The sequence below is a fragment of the Pantoea sp. Cy-640 genome, assembly GCF_011752635.1.
Taxonomy (GTDB): Bacteria; Pseudomonadota; Gammaproteobacteria; order Enterobacterales; family Enterobacteriaceae; genus Pantoea; species Pantoea dispersa.
On the sequence record NZ_VWXB01000002.1, the window covers coordinates 306,258 to 324,821 of the forward strand.

Annotated in this window: 17 protein-coding genes and 1 pseudogene; 14 read left to right on the forward strand and 4 right to left on the reverse strand. The window is 56.1% G+C overall.

Annotated elements, in window-relative coordinates; all coding sequences use genetic code 11:
• The first annotated feature begins 293 nt into the window (after positions 1-293).
• The 5 genes from treZ to F3J36_RS06900 all read left to right on the forward strand — a co-directional run bounded on the left by treZ (position 294) and on the right by F3J36_RS06900 (position 10,033).
• On the forward strand, positions 294-2,078 hold the full coding sequence (gene treZ / locus F3J36_RS06880) for a malto-oligosyltrehalose trehalohydrolase (protein ID WP_166719288.1): 1,785 nt from the start codon (positions 294-296) through the stop codon (positions 2,076-2,078).
• Complete coding sequence (gene treY / locus F3J36_RS06885; RefSeq protein ID WP_166719289.1) at positions 2,075-4,570, forward strand: malto-oligosyltrehalose synthase; 2,496 nt, start codon at positions 2,075-2,077, stop codon at positions 4,568-4,570. The genes treZ and treY overlap by 4 nt, the downstream gene beginning before the upstream one ends.
• A gap of 59 nt (positions 4,571-4,629) precedes the next feature.
• Entirely contained in the window at positions 4,630-6,705 is a 2,076-nt protein-coding gene (gene glgX, locus F3J36_RS06890; RefSeq protein WP_166719290.1) for a glycogen debranching protein GlgX, read from the forward strand.
• A gap of 300 nt (positions 6,706-7,005) precedes the next feature.
• On the forward strand, positions 7,006-8,649 hold the full coding sequence (locus F3J36_RS06895; RefSeq protein WP_166719291.1) for a methyl-accepting chemotaxis protein: 1,644 nt from the start codon (positions 7,006-7,008) through the stop codon (positions 8,647-8,649).
• 187 nt (positions 8,650-8,836) lie between these two features.
• Entirely contained in the window at positions 8,837-10,033 is a 1,197-nt protein-coding gene (locus F3J36_RS06900; RefSeq protein ID WP_159377522.1) for an MFS transporter, read from the forward strand.
• Positions 10,034-10,036: 3 nt separating this feature from the next.
• Here F3J36_RS06900 and F3J36_RS06905 read toward each other — a convergent pair whose 3' ends face one another.
• Both F3J36_RS06905 and F3J36_RS06910 read right to left on the reverse strand, forming a co-directional pair.
• Positions 10,037-10,609, reverse strand: a complete 573-nt coding sequence (locus F3J36_RS06905) for a pyridoxamine 5'-phosphate oxidase family protein (protein WP_166719292.1) — start codon at positions 10,607-10,609, stop codon at positions 10,037-10,039.
• 11 nt (positions 10,610-10,620) lie between these two features.
• Entirely contained in the window at positions 10,621-11,349 is a 729-nt protein-coding gene (locus tag F3J36_RS06910) for a YoaK family protein (RefSeq protein WP_132463588.1), read from the reverse strand.
• A gap of 188 nt (positions 11,350-11,537) precedes the next feature.
• Here F3J36_RS06910 and F3J36_RS06915 point away from each other — a divergent pair, with 188 nt between their 5' ends.
• From F3J36_RS06915 to F3J36_RS06935, 5 genes are all read left to right on the forward strand, one after another.
• Complete coding sequence (locus tag F3J36_RS06915; protein ID WP_058770495.1) at positions 11,538-12,155, forward strand: TetR/AcrR family transcriptional regulator; 618 nt, start codon at positions 11,538-11,540, stop codon at positions 12,153-12,155.
• A 143-nt stretch (positions 12,156-12,298) separates the two neighbouring features.
• Positions 12,299-12,502 carry a hypothetical protein gene (locus F3J36_RS06920; protein WP_021508701.1) on the forward strand — a complete coding sequence of 68 codons (204 nt, stop codon included), beginning with the start codon at positions 12,299-12,301 and terminating at the stop codon, positions 12,500-12,502.
• A gap of 21 nt (positions 12,503-12,523) precedes the next feature.
• Positions 12,524-12,775 (forward strand): biofilm development regulator YmgB/AriR family protein, encoded by a 252-nt coding sequence (locus tag F3J36_RS06925; protein ID WP_021508702.1) that lies wholly within the window; start codon positions 12,524-12,526, stop codon positions 12,773-12,775.
• A 187-nt stretch (positions 12,776-12,962) separates the two neighbouring features.
• Positions 12,963-13,190 (forward strand): YgdI/YgdR family lipoprotein, encoded by a 228-nt coding sequence (locus F3J36_RS06930; protein ID WP_021508703.1) that lies wholly within the window; start codon positions 12,963-12,965, stop codon positions 13,188-13,190.
• 22 nt (positions 13,191-13,212) lie between these two features.
• Positions 13,213-13,440, forward strand: coding sequence for a YgdI/YgdR family lipoprotein (locus F3J36_RS06935; RefSeq protein ID WP_021508704.1), 228 nt, complete (start codon positions 13,213-13,215; stop codon positions 13,438-13,440).
• Positions 13,441-13,551: 111 nt separating this feature from the next.
• On the opposite strand, the gene F3J36_RS06940 is transcribed toward F3J36_RS06935, so the two are convergent.
• A complete protein-coding gene (locus tag F3J36_RS06940; RefSeq protein ID WP_166719293.1) occupies positions 13,552-14,631 on the reverse strand; it encodes a zinc-binding dehydrogenase in 1,080 nt (359 codons plus the stop codon).
• A gap of 111 nt (positions 14,632-14,742) precedes the next feature.
• On the opposite strand from F3J36_RS06940, the gene F3J36_RS06945 reads away from it, so the two are divergent.
• Positions 14,743-15,537: a helix-turn-helix transcriptional regulator gene (locus tag F3J36_RS06945; protein WP_166719294.1), complete on the forward strand. Its 795-nt coding sequence runs from the start codon at positions 14,743-14,745 to the stop codon at positions 15,535-15,537.
• Between the two features lie 49 nt (positions 15,538-15,586).
• Positions 15,587-15,733, forward strand: a pseudogene (locus F3J36_RS06950) (hypothetical protein); the annotation flags it as partial.
• A gap of 53 nt (positions 15,734-15,786) precedes the next feature.
• Here the strand turns inward: F3J36_RS06950 and F3J36_RS06955 are convergent.
• On the reverse strand, positions 15,787-16,689 hold the full coding sequence (locus tag F3J36_RS06955) for a LysR family transcriptional regulator (protein ID WP_166719295.1): 903 nt from the start codon (positions 16,687-16,689) through the stop codon (positions 15,787-15,789).
• A gap of 94 nt (positions 16,690-16,783) precedes the next feature.
• On the opposite strand from F3J36_RS06955, the gene F3J36_RS06960 reads away from it, so the two are divergent.
• Positions 16,784-17,791 carry an NAD(P)-dependent alcohol dehydrogenase gene (locus F3J36_RS06960; protein ID WP_166719296.1) on the forward strand — a complete coding sequence of 336 codons (1,008 nt, stop codon included), beginning with the start codon at positions 16,784-16,786 and terminating at the stop codon, positions 17,789-17,791.
• Positions 17,792-18,019: 228 nt separating this feature from the next.
• Complete coding sequence (locus F3J36_RS06965) at positions 18,020-18,475, forward strand: GNAT family N-acetyltransferase (protein ID WP_166719297.1); 456 nt, start codon at positions 18,020-18,022, stop codon at positions 18,473-18,475.
• The last annotated feature ends 89 nt before the right edge of the window (positions 18,476-18,564 follow it).

Sequence of the window (18,564 nt, forward strand, 5' to 3'; positions counted from 1 at the left end):
GCATTATTTCGCGCATCGGTTAACTGCGCAGAGATAAGCGTAGCCTATGACTGAGATTAAAAGGTGCTTAAGCGAACAAATCGGAAAATTTACGTAACGGCACTGTTTAAAGCGCAGCGGGAATTAAATCTGAAAATATAGGCTATGATTTTTCAGGGTACTCAGTGATTTATCTGCGTACCCGTTTGCTACCAGGGCATTTAGTCTTTTGTATTCAGAGAGTAAATGGTTTTAAGGAACGCGAATCGCTTGATGTCGTCCATTCCCCGTGCGGGGCTTAACGAGGCAATAGAATGGAATCCACAACGTTGGAAAAATCCTGGGGTGCTGAAATCCTTGCTGACGGCAGCGTGCGGTTTCGCCTTTGGGCACCCGGTCAGCAGCAAATTACCCTTCACGCCGATGGTCAGCAGCATGCCATGCAGCCGCAGCAGGATGGCTGGTTCAGCCTGACGCTGCGCGGGCCTGGTCACGGCAGCGAATATCACTACGAGCTGGCCGATGGCAGCACGGTACCCGATCCGGCCGCGCGGGCACAACGCGCCGATGTCAACGGCCCTTCTCTGGTTATCGACCCTCACCATTACGACTGGCAGCAGCGTGACTGGCAGGGACGGCCCTGGCATGAAACGGTGGTCTACGAGCTGCACATCGGCACCTTTACCGCCGAAGGCACCTTCCGCGCGGCTATCGCAAAACTCCCTGCGCTGGCAGAGCTTGGTATCACCATGCTCGAAGTGCTGCCGGTGTCGCAGTTTGGCGGCGCGCGCGGCTGGGGCTATGACGGCGTTCTGCTGTATGCGCCGCACTCGGCGTATGGCTCACCGGATGATTTCAAAGCCTTTGTCGATGCCGCGCATGCATTGGGACTGTCGGTGGTGCTGGATATTGTGCTCAACCACTTTGGTCCGGAAGGCAATTACCTGCCGCTGCTGGCGCCGGCCTTTTTCCACGAAGAGCGCATGACGCCGTGGGGCGCCGGGATTGCGTACGATGTCGACGCCGCGCGGCGTTATATCGTCGAAGCGCCGCTCTACTGGCTGAAGGAGTTTAACCTCGACGGCCTGCGCTTCGATGCCATCGACCAGATTGAGGATACGTCCAGCAAGCATGTGCTGATTGAGATTGCCGAACGCATTCGCAGTGAAATCCACTCCCGCCCGATCCATCTCACCACCGAAGACAGCCGCAACGTGATCTTCCTGCATCCACGCGATGCGGACGGTAACGCGCCACTGTTCAGCGGTGAATGGAATGACGATTTTCATAATGCCATTCACGTCTTTGCCACCGGCGAGACGCACGCGTATTACCAGGATTTCGCCGACGTACCAGAGAAATTAATCGCGCGCATTCTCACCGAGGGCTTTGCTTATCAGGGCGAGCTGTCGCCACAGAGCGGCCAGCGGCGCGGCGTACCCAGCGCAGGCCAGCCGCCGGTCGCGTTTGTCGATTTCATCCAGAACCACGATCAGGTGGGCAATCGCGCTCAGGGCGAACGCCTGATTAGCCTGGCCGGTGTCGATCGCACCAAAGTGCTGTTCGCCACCCTGCTGTTGTCACCGCATATTCCGCTGCTGTTTATGGGCGAAGAGTACGGTGAAACCAACCCGTTCCTGTTCTTTACCGATTTCCACGGCGATCTGGCGAAAGCGGTGCGCGAAGGACGTGCGCGCGAATTTACCGGTCACGCCGGTCATGACGATACGGTACCGGATCCCAATGCCGAAGAGACCTTCACGCGTTCGAAACTGGACTGGAGCAAAGTGGAAAATCCCGCAGGCCAGGCGTGGCTGACGCTTACGCGCCAGCTGCTGGCGTTGCGCCAGCAGCACATCGTGCCGCTGCTGGCGGATGCCCGCAGGCATAACGGCCAGGTGCTGCGCACCGCACCAGGCTTTGTCGCCATCAGTTGGCAGTTCCCGCAGGGCCAGCTGTCGCTGGCGCTGAATATTGGACAGCAGAGCCAGCCGCTGCCCGCGATGCCCGGCGAGACGCTCTTTGCGTGGCCACAGGAAAGCGGCGAGCTGCCGCAGCACTCTCTCATCGTGCGTCTGGCAAAAGGAGCAGCGCAATGAGCATTCCAACCGCAACCTACCGTATTCAGTTCCGCAACGGCATGACCTTTGACCGCGCAGCGCAGCTGGTGCCCTATCTGCAGCAGCTGGGCATCAGCCATCTTTATGCCTCGCCGATCTTTACCGCCACGCGCGACTCGACGCACGGCTATGACGTTACCGATGCCAATGAGATTGACCCGGCGATTGGCGGACGCGCCGGTTTTGACCGCCTCAGCGCGACGCTGCAGCAGGCCGGGATTGGCCTGATCCTCGATATTGTGCCTAACCACATGGCAGCGTCGCTGGAAAATGCCTGGTGGCGCGATGTGATTGAACACGGGGAAGCCAGCCGCTACGCGCGCTACTTTGATATCGACTGGTCGCGCAGGCTGACGCTGCCGTTCCTCGGCGATGATTTTGACCGCGTGCTGGCCAATGATGAACTCAGTATCAAGGCCGATCCGCACAGCGGCAATCCGGCGCTGGTCTATTATGACAGTTACTATCCGCTGACGCCCGCCAGCTGGCAGCAGCGTAAAGACGAGGTGCTGGCGCTGCGCGATCGCGCGGCCATCGCGGAACTGCATGCGCAACAGCCGTGGCAGCTGATGAACTGGCGTGAGGCGCGCAGCGCGCTCTCCTACCGCCGCTTCTTTGAAATTACCGGGCTGGTCGGCGTGCGCGTCGAAGATGAAGAGGTGTTCGCGGCGTCGCATCGCCTGATTCTCGAACTGGTACACAGCGGTGTGGTGAGCGGGCTGCGCGTCGATCACGTTGACGGGCTGGCCGATCCGCTCGGCTATCTGCAACAGCTGCGTCAGGCCGCAGGCGACGCGTGCTATATCACGGTGGAGAAGATTCTCGCTGACGGTGAGCAACTGCCCGCCGACTGGCCAGTGTCCGGCACCACCGGTTACGAGTTTATCGCCGCGCTGTCACATGCGCTGATTGATGATAATCAGATCGATATGCTGCATCTGGCCTATGAAGCGGTATCCGCTGAACGTAACGACGTGGCGGCTGGCCTGCGTGCAGCGCGTGAACTGATGGTCGATCGCAACTTTGCCGGGGAATTCAGCCGCCTGCTGGCGCTGGCTACCGAGGCAGCCGATCTGGTGCATCGCAACTTTAGTGAGGCTGAGCTGCACGTGGCGCTGCGCGAACTGCTGATCGCCTTCCCGGTGTATCGCACCTACGGCCGGAAAGCCGGGATGCCGCTGGAAGGCGAAGCGTTGCTATTACAGGTGCTGGAGCAGGTTAAACACAGCGCCTCGCCTGCAGCGCTGAGCTTTTTGCAGGCATTACTGCTGGGGGCGATCACTGAACAGGGCGAGCAGGATGCGGCGGAATTCCGCGCCCGCTTCCAGCAGCTGACCGGCCCGCTAATGGCGAAATCGGTCGAAGACACGCTGTTTTTCCGCAATCACGTGGCGCTGGCGATCAACGAAGTGGGTGCCGAACCGCTGCCGCACGCGTTTTCGCTTGAACGCTTTCATCGCGAAATGCAAATCCGACTGCAGCACCAGCCGGATGGCCTGTCGGGTACCTCCACGCACGATACCAAACGCGGCGAGGATGCACGTGCACGGCTGTATACCCTGAGTGAAGCGCCGGCGCTGTGGGCGGAGAATGTGACGCGCTGGCGCCAGATGAATCAGCCGCACGTGGTCGCGCTGGCGGACGGCCCGGCGCCTGAACCGCCGGTCGAGTGGATGCTGTACCAGGCGCTGGCGGGCGTCTGGCCTACCACGCTGCAGCCGGAGGACACGGCGGCACTGGACGCGCTGCGCGAGCGCTTTTTGCCGTTTGTGGAAAAAGCCCTGCGCGAAGCGAAGTTACGCACCGACTGGGCGGACAGCAACGAAGCTTATGAAAATGCCGTGCTGGAGTACGCCCGCCAGCTGCTGTCACCCACCAATCCGGCGTTCCTGCAGGACTTCAGCCACGCACTGCAGCCGTTCATCCGGGCCGGACTGGTTAACAGCCTGAGCCAGACGGTGATCAAACTGACCGCGCCGGGCGTGCCGGATATCTATCAGGGCTGCGAAGCGCTGGATTTCAGCCTGGTCGATCCGGATAACCGACGCGAGCCGGATTTCGCTCAGCTGACGGCGCAGCTGGATGTCCACGCCGCGCCGGATTTCGCCAGCCAGCAGGACTGGCTGAGCGGCCGGCTGAAGCAGCAGATGGTTGCGCGCCTGCTGCATCTGCGCCGCGACCATGCGCAGCTGTTCCGCTTCGGTGATTATCAACCGCTCAGTGCATCGGGCGAACATGCGGAAAAAGTGATCGCCTTTGCCCGTCAGGACAGCGACTACGCGCTGCTGGTGATTACGCCACGGCTGATTTTCAATGGTGCACAGTGGAGTCATACCCGACTGGCACTGCCGGAATCGCTGGCGCATCGCCACTATCGCAATGTGCTGACCGGCGAGATCGTAGTAATTAATGACGATGTTACGCTGGACAATGTGAGCTATAGCGCGCCGCTGGTACTGATTAGCCAGTAGCGTCCCCGATAAACCTGTTGTTTTACATGACTATCTATTCACTGGATGGAGAGGATTGAATGTCTAACGGTAAACCTTTAGAAATCACCGCTGGATCGGGGCACCAGCTCGGCGCCAACTTTGATGGGGACGGCGTCAATTTTGCGCTGTTTTCAGCACACGCGGAACGGGTCGAACTCTGTCTGTACGATGAGAGCGGTCAGCATGAAATTGCCCGCTTCGATCTGCCGGAATATACCCACGAAATCTGGCACGGCTACGTGCCCGGGCTGAAACCCGGCGCGCTGTATGGTTATCGCGTTCACGGACCGTTCGATCCGGAAAACGGTCACCGTTTTAACCCGAGCAAATTACTGATTGATCCCTACGCCCGCGAGCTGCAGGGCAACATCGACTGGAACGAAGCGCACTTCGCTTACGATTTACTGCACGAAGATAAAGATCTGACGCTGGATACCCGTGACAGCGCGCCGTTTACTCCCAAGTGCCGGGTGATTGACACTAATGCGTTCGACTGGCAGGACCATAACCGCCCCAGCATTCCGTGGTCCAGTACGGTGATTTATGAAACCCACGTCAAAGGTTTCACCCAGCTTAATCCGGCGATTCCGGCAGAGATGCGCGGCACCTATGACGGCATGAGCCACAAATCCACCGTCGACTACATCAAAAGCCTCGGCGTGACGTCAGTGGAATTGCTGCCGGTGCACTGGTTCCCGGACGACCAGCACCTGCTGGATCGCGGGCTGAAAAACTTCTGGGGCTATAACTCGCTGGCCTTTTTTGCGCCTGCCAGCCGCTATTTTGGCCCGCGCGGCATTCAGGGTTTTCGCGACATGGTGCGCGCTTTCCACGATGCCGGCATCGAAGTGATTCTCGACGTGGTGTATAACCACACCGCGGAAGGCAACGAACTGGGGCCGACGCTGTCGTTCAAAGGCATTGATAACTTCTCCTACTACCGCACGCTGCCGGATCAGCATCGTTATTACATCAACGATACCGGCACTGGCAACACGGTGAATACCTCCCATCCGCGCGTGCTGCAGCTGGTGACGGATTCGCTGCGCTACTGGGCAGAATCGATGCATATCGACGGTTTTCGCTTCGACCTCGGCACCATTCTCGGTCGCGAGCCGGAAGGGTTCGATCAGCGTGGCGGCTTCTTTGATGCCATGACGCAGGATCCGGTGTTGTCTAAGCTGAAGCTGATCGGCGAACCCTGGGACATCGGCCCCGGTGGCTACCAGGTGGGTGGTTTCCCGCCCGGCTGGGCTGAGTGGAACGACAAATATCGCGACACGGTGCGTGAGTACTGGAAAGGCGACAACGTCTCAACCGACTTTGCCGCGCGCCTGCTTGGTTCCGGCGATCTGTACGATCAACGCGGCCGCCGCCCGTGGGCCAGCGTCAATTTTATCACCGCGCACGATGGCTTTACGCTGAACGATCTGGTCTCGTACAACGACAAGCATAACGATGCCAACGGGGAAGATAACAACGACGGCCATAACGATAACCGTTCATACAACTACGGTGCCGAAGGCCCCACCGACGATGAAGGCATCAACGCGGTGCGCGAGCGGCAGAAACGTAACTTCCTCGCCACGCTGTTTTTCTCTCACGGCACACCGATGCTGCTGGCGGGCGATGAATTTGGCCGCAGCCAGATGGGCAATAACAATGGCTATTGCCAGGACAGCGAGATTTCCTGGCTGCACTGGGAAGATCTGCCGGCTTCCGCTGATGCGTTACGCGATTTCACCCGTCAGGTGATTGCGCTGCGCGCGCAGCAGCCGCTGCTGCGGCGTGAAAGCTGGCGCGACGGCATGGAGATTAAATGGTTCAACGCCGGCGGCGGTTTCCAGCAGGCGGAACAGTGGGATGAAGGCTCGACGCTGGGCGTGTACATCGGGCGTCCGGATCTGCAAACCGAAGAGGGTATCTGGCACGATGTGCTGATGCTGTTCAATCCGTTTGAAGGCAATGTGCCGTTCCGCATCCCGCAGTTTGGTGAAGGCGGCTGGGTGCTGGAGCTGACCACCTCCGACAGCGCCAGTAAGGGATTGGTGATTACCAAAGAGAAGGATTTCGAGCTGGAGGGCCGCAGCCTGGCGCTGTTCCGCCGGCCGTGAGTGGAACACGGGTGCCGGTTTCCAGGTGCGCATGAATGCGCACCCTACAGAAACAACGGGACATGCACTGTAGGGTCGCCGTTTACGGCGACCTTGTCGCATTCTGCACCCATCGTTCAACCCGCACCACCCCAGGGTCGCCGTTCACGGCGACCGGCTCCACTGTTAACCCACCAGCCTCTTCTGCTACCCGGCGCTAAAATTTCATTAACTAAAAACCACAATCTGCCGATGTTCTTTAATCTGCCCTTGTACCCGCCGCGTCAGGCGTCGGGGTGCGTTTAGATTAAGGATAATAAGATGAACATCTCCCAACGATTGTTACTGACCTTTTCCATGCTGTTTGGCGCCATCATTCTGCAAGCCGTGCTCGCCATCTCACTGCTTTCCGGCTTCCAGGAGCGCTTTGAATATGTGCAAACCAACGCCATCCCCTCGATCAAAGACCTCAATACGTTGATTGATCGCAGCAACCAGCTGGCGCTGACGCTGTACAAACACCAGACCCAGTTGCAGGACAGCAACATGCCCGCCGTCGAAGCGGACATTGATAAACAGATCGGCGGGCTGAAATCGCTCACTGATTACTACATGAAGCATGATATCTCCAGCGAGGAAGATAAGCGCCTGACTGAGGTGGCCTTTAGCAATATTCAGCGCGTGACTGAGCGGCTGCCCGCCTTTCTCAGTGCGTCGCGTGCACACCAGAATGCCATCAGCCTCGACCTGATTGAGGGCCAGAGCGGCATCGGTGCCGCCATTCGTCAGCTGATTGCCGATTATCAGAAACAGCTGATGCTGAACATCGCCATTGGCGACGAGTTACGCGCCACCAACCGCAGCACCTTCCATAATGTGTTGTGGACGACCATCAGCGGCGTGGTTGCAACCGTGCTGGTATTCGGTCTGTTCGCCCTGTTCACCGTACTGCGCATCCGCCGCAGCCTGGCGGATGTCGGCAAAGTGATGATGCGCGCCAGTGAAAATCTCGACCTGACGCTCAGCGCAGACGAAAGCCGTCGCGATGAGGTGGGCAATATGGCGCGCTCCTTTAATCAGCTGATGCGCAGCGTGGCCGGTTCGCTGAGTGCCGTGCGCAGCGCGTCGCATTCGGTGAGCAGCGCATCGGTGCAAATCGCCGCCGGCAATGAAGATCTCTCTGCGCGTACCGAACAGCAGGCCGCCTCACTGGAGCAGACTGCGGCCAGCATGACTGAACTGAGTGAAACCGTACGTCAGACCGCCGATAACACGCGTCAGGCCAGCCAGCTGGCGGCTAACGCCAGTTCGCTGTCGGAAAAAAGTGGTACCTCGCTCAGCACCATGCTCTCGACCATGGATGATATTCGTGGTAGCTCGCGCAAGGTCACGGACATTGTTTCGATGATCGAAGGCATCGCTTTCCAGACCAATATCCTGGCGCTCAACGCCGCAGTCGAAGCCGCACGCGCCGGTGAGCACGGCAAGGGATTTGCGGTGGTGGCGGGTGAAGTACGCAGCCTGTCGCAGCGCTCAACCTCGGCCGCACGCGAAATCAAAGGGCTGATTGAAGAGTCGCATCGACTGACTGAAGCCGGGGCCGCCCAGGCCAGCGACGTCAGCAGCAACATGCAGGTAATGAATGACGCTATCCATCAGGTCAGCGAACTGATGAGCGAAATCGCCGCGGCCGCGGTTGAGCAGAGTCAGGGCATCAGCCAGGTGCAGCAGGCGGTGAATCAGATGGATGATGTGACGCAGCAGAACGCCGCGCTGGTGGAACAGGCCTCAGCCGCGTCGCAATCGCTGCAGGAGCAGGCCCAGACGCTCAACCAGCTGGTGACCCGCTTCGTGCTGGCGGAATCCGGCACAACGCCGATCATCAAGCCTGCGCCGGCGAGCCATAAAGCGCCACAGCCGGGACGCCTGGCACTGGCCAGCGATGCCGACTGGCAGAGTTTCTAATCCCTTTGCCCTCCGCGTCGCCGCGCGGAGGGGCTTTCTCCCACTGACAAACTCCCCCGGCGCGCTGGCGCGAGCGACATTGCCTCAACGAGCGCCAGCAAAACTGCTATTCTGTGAACCATGCTAACGGTCATCAGCAACGAAAGCGTTTTACCTCCGCATGCCCGCCGCTCCCTAAAGGAACCTTATGCACCCTCAGCAACAGACACGCGGTAAATGGGCCATCTTTGGCCTGATGTTTATTCCTGGCTTTACCTGGGCTTCCTGGGTTAGCCGCACCCCCTTTATGCGCGATGTGCTGCACGCCTCGACGGAAATGATGGGCCTGATTCTGTTTGGCTTCTCCTGTGGCTCCATGCTGGGCGTGCTGCTGGCCGGTAAGCTGGTCGCGCACTTTGGCACCAGCCGGGTGATGCGCACGGGTTACCTGATCCTGCTCGGTGGCCTGGTGCTGATGACCGTTGCGTTAACGCTCGCCAGTAGCGGGCTGGTGTTTACCAGTCTGGTGTTGCTGGGCGGCGGAACCGCGCTGATGGATGTGGTGGTTAATGTCGAAGGAGCAGCGTTTGAGCGGCGCATCGGCAAGTCAATCATGACAATCATTCACGGCTTCTTCAGTTTCGGCACGCTGATCGGCGCACTGGCGGGGCTGGCCATGACCGCAGCCGATATCAGCACCCACTGGCACTTTAGCGTGGTGCTGCTGGTTAACCTGCTGATTGCCGCCCTGGCGCTGCGCCATCTGCCCGCCACCAGCGACAGCGAACGCAGCGAACAGCCGCATCATGGCGGCTTTCTGGCCCAGGTTGGACGTGAACTGCGTGACCGCCAGCTGCTGGTGCTCGGCGTGGTGATTCTGGCGATGGCGCTGGCGGAAGGCTCGGCTAACGACTGGCTGCCGTTACTGATGATCGACGGCCATAACCTCAATCATACCCAAAGCACGCTGGTCTACGCGGGCTTCACCGCTGGCATGACGCTGGGGCGCTTTCTCGGTGGGCTGGTGGTTGATCGTCTGGGTCGCGTCTGGGTACTGCGCGCCAGCGCTTTCTCCGCCGCGCTGGGGCTGACGCTGGTGATTTTCTCCGATAACCCATGGCTGGCGGCGGCGGCCGTGCTGTTCTGGGGCGTCGGCGCGTCGCTCGGCTTCCCGCTAACGGTCTCGGCGGCGGGCGATGGTCATAACAGCGCGGTGCGCGTCACGATTGCCGCCACGCTGGGTTATCTGGCGTTTCTGGTCGGCCCGCCCGGACTGGGCTTTATCGGCGAACATGCCGGATTGCGTATGGCGATGTTGCCGGTACTGATCATGGTACTGCTGGCGCTGGTGTGCGCCGGTGCGGCTGGCCGCCCGCGTCAGGCAAAAACACCGGCGGAACAATAAATCTCAGGGCACGCGCCAGCTGCCCTGCCAGCCATCCGCAGTGGCCTCAAAACGCGCGCGCTGATGGGGCTCGCGGCTGACATCCAGCCACTCCACGCTGTGCAAGGTGATCTGCACCAGCGCAAAGTGCTCGTCGGGCCCGGTGCCCGCCTTTTGCGCGCTGGCAGGCAGTGCGTCATCAGGATGAGTAATCACGCTGCCCGGCCTGACGGGTGACTGAAACAACGCGTGTGAGTGCGGGCGCAATGCATGCCAGGCTGCGGCACGCTGTTGTGCATCGTCAACGCGCTGAGCCGTGCCTGCCAGCCTGAGCTGAACGCGCCTGGCGGCATCATAAGCCAGTAACGCCACCTGCGGCTGGGCTGCAATATCCTGCATTTTGGCGCTGCGCCGATCGGCGGTAAAACGCAGGGCTGGCAGCGTGGGCAAAAACTGCCGTATCACCACGGTGCGCAGGCTGGGCTGGCCGTCAGCGGTCACCGTCGCCAGCTGCATCAGGGTGAAAGCCGAACGCGATGTGGTGGCTGTGCTAAGCAGCTGCCAGATGGCTTGCAGGCGGTCGTCGAGTGAGATCATGATTCCCTTCCTTAGCGGGCGTGAAGCGGGTTGCTGCCCGCACGTTTCAGCGCCGACAGCGCCAGCGCGCTGAGCAGTAACCCAATGACGATCAGCAGCGCGTAGCTTAGCCACTGCAGCAGCAGAATGCCCAGCACGCCGCCAGCGAGAAATGCCAGCACGGTGTAGCAATGCAGTTTTAGCCGCTCAATGTACAGCGGCGCGTCTTTCGGTGACTCTTTGCGACGCAGCACATCGAACAGCATCGCCAGCTCAATGCCGATATCGGTTGACGTGCCAGAGACATGCGTCGTGCGCACCCGGGCATTGGAGATGCGCGTTACCACCGCATTTTGCAGGCCCATCAGAAAGCTCAGGCTGAGAATCAGCAACACGCCGCCCTCGCTGAAATGAAAGCCGCTTTCAATAATTCCCAGCACCAGCAACGCAATGCCCTCGAGCAGAATATTGATGGCGTAGATGCCGCGTATCTGCCGCCTGCGGCCGGAATTGATGATCAGCGTGGAGACCGACGAACCGGCGATGAATAACAGCACAATCAGCAGGAAGAACAGCCCGATATGCAGATTGGCTTTCGCCAGATGATCGGACAGGGATGAGACGTTACCGGTCATGTTGGCGGAGAAGAAACCAACCGTTTCGAACGCCGCAGTGTTCAGTGCGCCCGCCACGGCGGCCAGCGTCGCCGCCAGGCGGATGTCGGTGTTGAAAGTGCGCGTATCCTCAGTGGAGATCAGCATGAAAAGGTCCCGGCCCGGCAAAAGGTTTATCATCCTCCGGCGGTCAAAAATTCTCAACTAGCAGGGCTGAACATTAACGCGGCTCGCTGTCGATCAGCGTACGCCGGGCCAGCCGTTTGGGCAGGATTTGACCCTGTCACCGATAAGCCGGATAATTTGGAAACGATTCATTCTAAATAGCCCGCATTATGACCAGTAAACCCAATCCGGCGCCGGCTGCCAGAGAGCGCGGCAGACCGCGCAATTTTGATATCGACGAAGCGCTCGACAGCGCCATGATCGTGTTCCGCCAGAAGGGTTTTCATGCGGCCTCGATTGCCGATTTAGGTGAAGCGATGAACCTGACGGCGGGCAGTATCTATAAAGCGTTTCAGGATAAACGTTCCCTGTTTCTGCGGGTGTTTGAGCGCTACATCCTGCTGCGCAACGTGGACCTGCGCGCCCGTTTGCAACAGTACCCGACCGGCCGGGCGCGCATTGCTGAGCTGTTGCAGTTTTATCTCGACTCAGCCAGCGAGATCGAGGGCAGACGCGGCTGCCTGGTGGTTGGCAGTACCGTGGAACTGCAAACGCTGGACGAAGAGTTATCCCAGCTGGTACGTGAAGCGGTATTGCGCAACCGCAACTTCCTGACTTCGCTGGTTGAGCAGGGACAAGAGGACGGATCGATTTCGCCACGACTGGATGCCGACACCGCTGCCGGATTGCTGCTTTGCGTGGCATTTGGTATGCGCGTGGTAGGCAAAATTCAGGATGTGACTAATGGCAAAGAAACTATTAATATGGTGCTCAGCATTCTGGACTGATTCGTCTGGCCTATTAGGAAATAGGCGTTTCCTAATTGATATTCGCCGCGATAACGTTTTAAACCCTGGAATCGCGCGCTTAAGAATATTTATCAGTCAGTAACATATTACTTAGATTTATGTTTATTTGTTCCGGGGGTTGAGTGAAGCACGATGAATTAGAAGATGCCGATGAGATCTATCTTTTATTGGGCAAAGTCGTCACACAGATTGTACAACCGGGTGAAACCTTATCTGTTCAGCAAATAATTGGCGCGCTGTATCGCACGGGCTTGCGCTCGGAGAATCCGGCCATCCAGCAGGCCTGCGATAATGCGATCAGGCTGCTGGCCAAAAAGCTGAATTAACGCACTGCTATCAGGGTAATGATGATGCGATACGATCCTTTTCATAATAATTCTGAAGATGCATTACCATGGACTGGTGGATCGCTGCAGGCAAAGCAGCATGAGTTACTTGGCACGCTGGTGCAGGAAATTTTGTGTAGCGGCAAGTTGCTGAACCGAAAAACCCTGTTTGTCGCGCTAATAGCACGTCTCGACCAGTGCGACGATGTGATATTGAAAACGCATTACGAGGCTATTTTTTCTCTGCTGCTTGGTCGCCTGGCCGCTGAGTAATATCGCAACGCTATCCTGCCTTCCCAATATACGCGGCGAAACACATTAGCCGCGCCTGGTAATTTCCTCCTCATCAATTGCACGCTAAACCGCATTAATTGTGCAAAGAAAGCGAGTCAGGTCAGACCAGAATCCGGATTTTGTTCTACGCTTATAGCTGGACTTCAGACCAATCAGGGAAATTACTATGAAGAAACTGACTGTAGCGGCTGTGTTATTGACATCGATTTTTGCCATCGCCGGCTGTTCATCGAATCAGGCGATTAAAACCACCGACGGACGCACTATCGTCACCGATGGTAAGCCACAGGTGGATAGTGATACTGGCCTGGTCTCTTATAAAGATGCGCAAACCGGTAAAACAGAACAGATTAACCGTGACCAGATCACCAATATGAGTGAACTGAACAACTGATCTACTCGATAGGGAGAGCGACATGAAAAAAGTGATTTTGTTACCACTGGCAGCCATTGTGGCACTGAGCGCCCTGACCGGCTGTACCCGTACCAGCTACGCCATTCATACCAATGATGGCCGTACCATTGTCAGCGATGGTAAACCGCAGGAAGCGGAAAGCGGACTGCTGGGCTACGTTGATGCCAATGGTGTCAAACAGCAGATCAACAAAGCGGATGTCAAAGAGGTCTCTGAGATTCCGCATTAATCTGTTCTTATCAAGCCCGCGCAGCGGGCTTTTTTGTGCCAGAATTTTGTGATTGAACCCATACGCAGGGCCGTCGTAGGAGAGCCATCCGGTCCATCGCGGCGCCTTTGGTCAGGGACGCACGACGGTGAGTTTAAACGGCCCGCTGTTTTTCGCAGCATGCGCGACTGAATCATTCACTCTCTCAAGCGGAAACTCGGTTACGTCATAGTGGCTCAGATCAAGCAGTCCCGCGCGTATAAGGCCGCAGAGCGTAGGGACTGCCGAAGGTTCATACATCCACTGCCCTTTTACGGTAATGAGGTTACGCATTATCCAGGGATAAGGTAGCGAAAGATCGTCCCCTCCCAGCATGCCAACACCGCCCATAAGGACTGCACGACCATAAGGTCTGACTGACATAATCGCATTCCGGGCGACAGAGGCCTGCGCAGACGGCGGAAGGAAATCAAGGACCGCATCAATGGGTCCCCCGGCTATGTGCTTCATGGCAGAAATATCGATCTCTGCTGTACCTGTGAGCTTTACTGTTTCCACACGCGATCCAAAACGTTTTTTCAAATCGTTCAGCACCTGTTCACTACGGCCCGGTGCGATGACTTTATGGGCTCCCATGGCCAGGGCAGCAAGCACAGCGGAACTGCCGAAATTACCGGTTGCGCCACTGACCAGCAGGCGCTCTCCCGCTTTCAAATCCATAGATAACAATCCGCCATAGGCTATAAGCAGCGTATTGATGGCACACCACCGCCCTGCTTCTGCAGGCGAAATGTCGCCAATGGGCACTGCGTTTTCAGTCGGAATGCGTATTTGTTCAGCAAGACTGCCATTCAGGTGATATTGCTGGATTTTTTGTCCTCCTTCACCACGGGCACTCCATCCCTGAAGGACAATTTCTGGCAACAGCGCGTTGTCACGGGAACGCACCGTCGGATCGCAAAATACCCAGTCTCCTGGTTTCAGCCAGGCTGAGTCAGGGCCGGTCTGGCGAACCTTTCCGATGGCACCACAGCCCGGGATGACCGGCACAGGTAAAAGATATTTTCTTTCCCCACTCAGTACTTCATTCGTGTAGGAGAGAACGGGCGCCGCAACCACATCGACAATGACTTCCCCGGTTCCCATCACCGGTGCAGGCACATTCTTAACGTCTAGCGGACGGCCAAAGGCAGTAAGCACAGCAGCTTTCATGGTCATATTCTCCTGAGGGCATAGAACAATATGAAACCATCATAGAGCGACCCAAAACGGCGTAAAATACACTAGTTTTATACAGGTATAATTTACTACCAGGTTCAAAAAATGGTTAAGAATACTGAGCTCAGTCAGTTTTTACGTTCACGACGTGCCAGGGTGAAGCCTCAGCGTCCCCCCTCTGCCGGGCCAGAAAGACGGCGAACGCCCGGGCTAAGGCGTGAGGAAGTTGCAGCGATGCTGGGAATAAGTACGGAATGGTATACCAAAATCGAACAGGGACGGGTCAGCACGCTTTCCGAACGGATAGTTAACGCCCTGGGTAAAGCTCTGCAGCTGAACGAGGCAGAATTTCTGCACCTGAGAACACTGACAGGCCGGAAAAAAAGTGCAGATATCGAACATGAAGTCCCGGCTAGCTTATCGCATCTGGTCAGGGCGCTGAGTGAGCCTGCCTACATCACCAATGACAGATGGGATGTATTGGTGTGGAATTCTGCAGCAGAACAGGTCATCACGGACTTCAGCCTGTTGGCTGCAAATGAGCGAAATATCATGGTTTTCATGTTCACTACAGAGCAGGCCAGATACCTTTTTGGCGACACCTGGCCTGCAGAGGCACAGAGAATACTTGGCCTGTTTCATTCCAGTTATTCACGAAATGCAGACAATGAGACCTTCACTGCGCTGGTAGAACGCTTAAGCCGTGAATGCCCGGAGTTTGATACATGGTGGAGCGAGCATGTGATAACGGCGCCGGTGTCCGGAGAGAAAAAACTCACTGGGAAAGACGGGATAACGCGGACATTCAGCTATTCAACGTTTACGTCAAATGACTCCCCTGCACTCAAACTGGCAATTTATGTCCCGCTGTTATCTGCATCGGGCAGCAAGATTATATGACATCATGATTCCGCCGGAGCAGTGTTAAGGGGGTTTCGCTGAGTCTGCCGTAGCCTATAAAGAGCGATCTAACCTGCCGGTGATCCATGACGAAGTGGAGCGGCAGCAGCGTGAAGAAATACGTTATTACCTCCAGGAGTGCCGACATTATCCGGGGTATGTCGACTACTTGACTGCACAAGCTGTACATACCTAACCCATCTGCTATTCAGAACAGGTGACAGGCTGTTTCATATTGCATCCCGCAGGCTACCAGCGTGGTGTAGAAAACCATAAAGTCAGCCAGTCTGTTAATGCACTGATTTTTGCCGACTGCAACTGGCTTGAAGGTTTCATTAACCAGACACCATCCTCGCCTGTTGCCTGCCAGTCCGACAGCACTGGCACCAGTGAACCCTCAGCCAGTTCTTTCTGTACCAGCCAGTTGGCCGCGAGTAATATCCCCATACCCGATTGAGCGGCCAGTATAAGCCCATCCATTTCGTCACTCTCGTAACGCGTCTTAACAGGTACCGCTATCTGTTGACCGTCTTTCTCGAGTCGCCATTCGGGCCAGCTGTGCATGGGTGTGAAACCTAGGCAATCATGCTTACGAAGGTCCTGAGGGTGTGTTACAGGAGAATGGCGCTCCAGGTAATCCGGCGCGACACATAAAATGCGACTTGTATTTGCCAGCTTTCGGGCAATTAATCTGCTGTCCTTCAGAACACCAATACGGATTGCCATATCAAAATTATCACCCAGTAAATCTACGTAGCGATCGCTGCAGTGCAGCACAATACGGATGTCAGGATAGGCTTTTAAAAAGAATGGTAAGGCCTGTACGACCCACTTTCGTCCGAATGAGGCGGGAACGGTAAGGCGAATCGTCCCGGCCGGACGCGCTGCCAAATCACGGGCTTCCTCTTCCGCTTCCCGCAGCAATTCATCTGCCAATTCAATTTTTTGCCGATAGCGTAAGCCCTCTTCTGTGGGACGTATGCGGCGGGTGGTGCGTTCCAGCAGGCGAATTCCCAGACGTTTTTCTAATGCAGCTACACGCCGGGAAACGACAGAGACATCTCTTCCCAAATCGCGCGCACCAGCACTAAAGCTGCCAGCGCGAACTACTGCAAGAAAAGCCTCCCGCTGACGATAATCGTCGTCATACATTATTGCACCTCATGCAACAGTTATTTGTTTTTCAGGCTCATTATAGCGTCAGTTCTGCCTCAAAATGATCGTATTAATTGAACAGGGGGACACCATGAAAGCTATCCACTTATCCGCTGCAGGAATAGACAGCTTAAAAATATGTGATATTTCACCACCACAACCAGGGTATGGCGAAGTGCTGATTCGTCAGCATGCTGTAAGTCTGAATTACCTTGATTTGGCGCTGGCCACTGGTAAATTCGGCGCTGTTTCGCAGCCGGTTATTCCTGGTGCAGACAGCGCGGGAGAAATTGTTGAGTCTGGAGAGGGAGTTGAAGGCTGGCAAATTGGCGAACATGTGGTGCCGGGTATGATGTCTCACTGGCATGCTGGAGCAATACGATCAGAACATCATCAAATATTACGCGGAGTTACGACCAACGGTGGGCTGGCAGAATACGCTGTAGTGCCTGCTAAGTCACTGGTGCATATACCCGATTTTCTCAACTGGCAGCAGGCAGCGACGTTACCCATTGCCGCAACGACCGCATGGAACGCTATAGTGCGCGGTAAAATACAGCCCGGCAGCACTGTTTTACTGCTTGGCACGGGAGGCGTGAGTCTGTTTGCATTGCAATATGCGAAGGCAGCAGGTGCGCGGGTGATCATCATTTCCTCTTCTGATGAAAAACTGGACAGAGTGAAAGCCCTGGGTGCGGATGAAGGAATTAACTATCACGAGGTGCCTGAATGGGATCAACGGGTGCTTAAGCTGACTGATGAGCATGGCGCTGATCTTGTACTGGAATCAGTGGGTGGCTCAACATTTACGAAATCGATTAACGCAGCAGCTCATAACGGAACCATTTTCGTTATTGGCTTTGTTGGTGGTGCAGAAGTCAGCATGCCTGTTCTGCCCGTAATGCAAAAGATGTTGAATATTGTGGGTAACAATACGGGTTCGACTTCAGATTTGCGCGCGGCGGTCAGGGCGATTGAAGCATCCACGATTTATCCCGTAATTGATCGTATTTTTACTTTTGCCGATACACGGAAAGCTTATCGCTACCTTGAGGCTGCCGGACATATCGGGAAAGTGGTTATTAGTCTGGATGCATAACGCTGAATCAGCCGGGAGTTCATCATGGGGCCTGATACCGGCTGATTACTCCTGTCCAGTAATGATGGACACTCTTTTCCAGGAAACGGAGCCCGCTGCGCAAAAGTGCTAAATGAAACGCTGGCATAAGAGTGCAGGATTCATTTTTTTACTAAGAAGTATTGATAGTCCGATTTTCCATCAGGTGATAAGGTCAGGTTTTCCGGGAATTCTTAAACAGGATTGAGCGTGAGTATTTCAGAGAAATATGAGTGGCATAAAGATAACTACCTGATAAGTACAGACAGAAAAAAACTGGATGTGCAGGCTATCCATCTCTATCTCACGAGGTCAACCTGGGCTAAAGGGATTGATCTGGCTCTTGTCCGTGCATCCGTTGAAAACAGCCTTAATTTCGGTGTTTATCACGATGACGCCCAGATTGGTTTCGCGCGCTTAATAACAGATTACGCTACGTTCGCTTACCTTTGTGATGTTTATATCCTGGAGGAATATCAGGGAGAAGGATTGGGTAGATGGGTGATGCAATGCATACATGATCATCCTGTTTTTGAGCGGCTTCGCAGGATCATGTTGTTTACAACCACTGCGCCCTGGCTCTATGAAAAATTTGGCTACGAGCCTGTTAATCGGGAAAACTATGCATGGAGTATCACACGTCCTGATATCTATACCAGAAGATAAAAGCAAATATAACAAGTATCTCTCAATGCCCGGGCACAACTCCTTTGAGAGTAAAAGATCCGCTTCTGGCACAGAGCTTCCTCTGATGC

Coding starts and splice junctions, on each gene's coding strand:
- treZ (WP_166719288.1), top strand. CDS start 294: ATGGAATCCACAACGTTGGAAAAATCCTGGGGTGCTGAAATCCTTGCT.
- treY (WP_166719289.1), top strand. CDS start 2,075: ATGAGCATTCCAACCGCAACCTACCGTATTCAGTTCCGCAACGGCATG.
- glgX (WP_166719290.1), top strand. CDS start 4,630: ATGTCTAACGGTAAACCTTTAGAAATCACCGCTGGATCGGGGCACCAG.
- F3J36_RS06895 (WP_166719291.1), top strand. CDS start 7,006: ATGAACATCTCCCAACGATTGTTACTGACCTTTTCCATGCTGTTTGGC.
- F3J36_RS06900 (WP_159377522.1), top strand. CDS start 8,837: ATGCACCCTCAGCAACAGACACGCGGTAAATGGGCCATCTTTGGCCTG.
- F3J36_RS06905 (WP_166719292.1), bottom strand. CDS start 10,609: ATGATCTCACTCGACGACCGCCTGCAAGCCATCTGGCAGCTGCTTAGC.
- F3J36_RS06910 (WP_132463588.1), bottom strand. CDS start 11,349: ATGCTGATCTCCACTGAGGATACGCGCACTTTCAACACCGACATCCGC.
- F3J36_RS06915 (WP_058770495.1), top strand. CDS start 11,538: ATGACCAGTAAACCCAATCCGGCGCCGGCTGCCAGAGAGCGCGGCAGA.
- F3J36_RS06925 (WP_021508702.1), top strand. CDS start 12,524: ATGATGCGATACGATCCTTTTCATAATAATTCTGAAGATGCATTACCA.
- F3J36_RS06930 (WP_021508703.1), top strand. CDS start 12,963: ATGAAGAAACTGACTGTAGCGGCTGTGTTATTGACATCGATTTTTGCC.
- F3J36_RS06935 (WP_021508704.1), top strand. CDS start 13,213: ATGAAAAAAGTGATTTTGTTACCACTGGCAGCCATTGTGGCACTGAGC.
- F3J36_RS06940 (WP_166719293.1), bottom strand. CDS start 14,631: ATGAAAGCTGCTGTGCTTACTGCCTTTGGCCGTCCGCTAGACGTTAAG.
- F3J36_RS06945 (WP_166719294.1), top strand. CDS start 14,743: ATGGTTAAGAATACTGAGCTCAGTCAGTTTTTACGTTCACGACGTGCC.
- F3J36_RS06955 (WP_166719295.1), bottom strand. CDS start 16,689: ATGTATGACGACGATTATCGTCAGCGGGAGGCTTTTCTTGCAGTAGTT.
- F3J36_RS06960 (WP_166719296.1), top strand. CDS start 16,784: ATGAAAGCTATCCACTTATCCGCTGCAGGAATAGACAGCTTAAAAATA.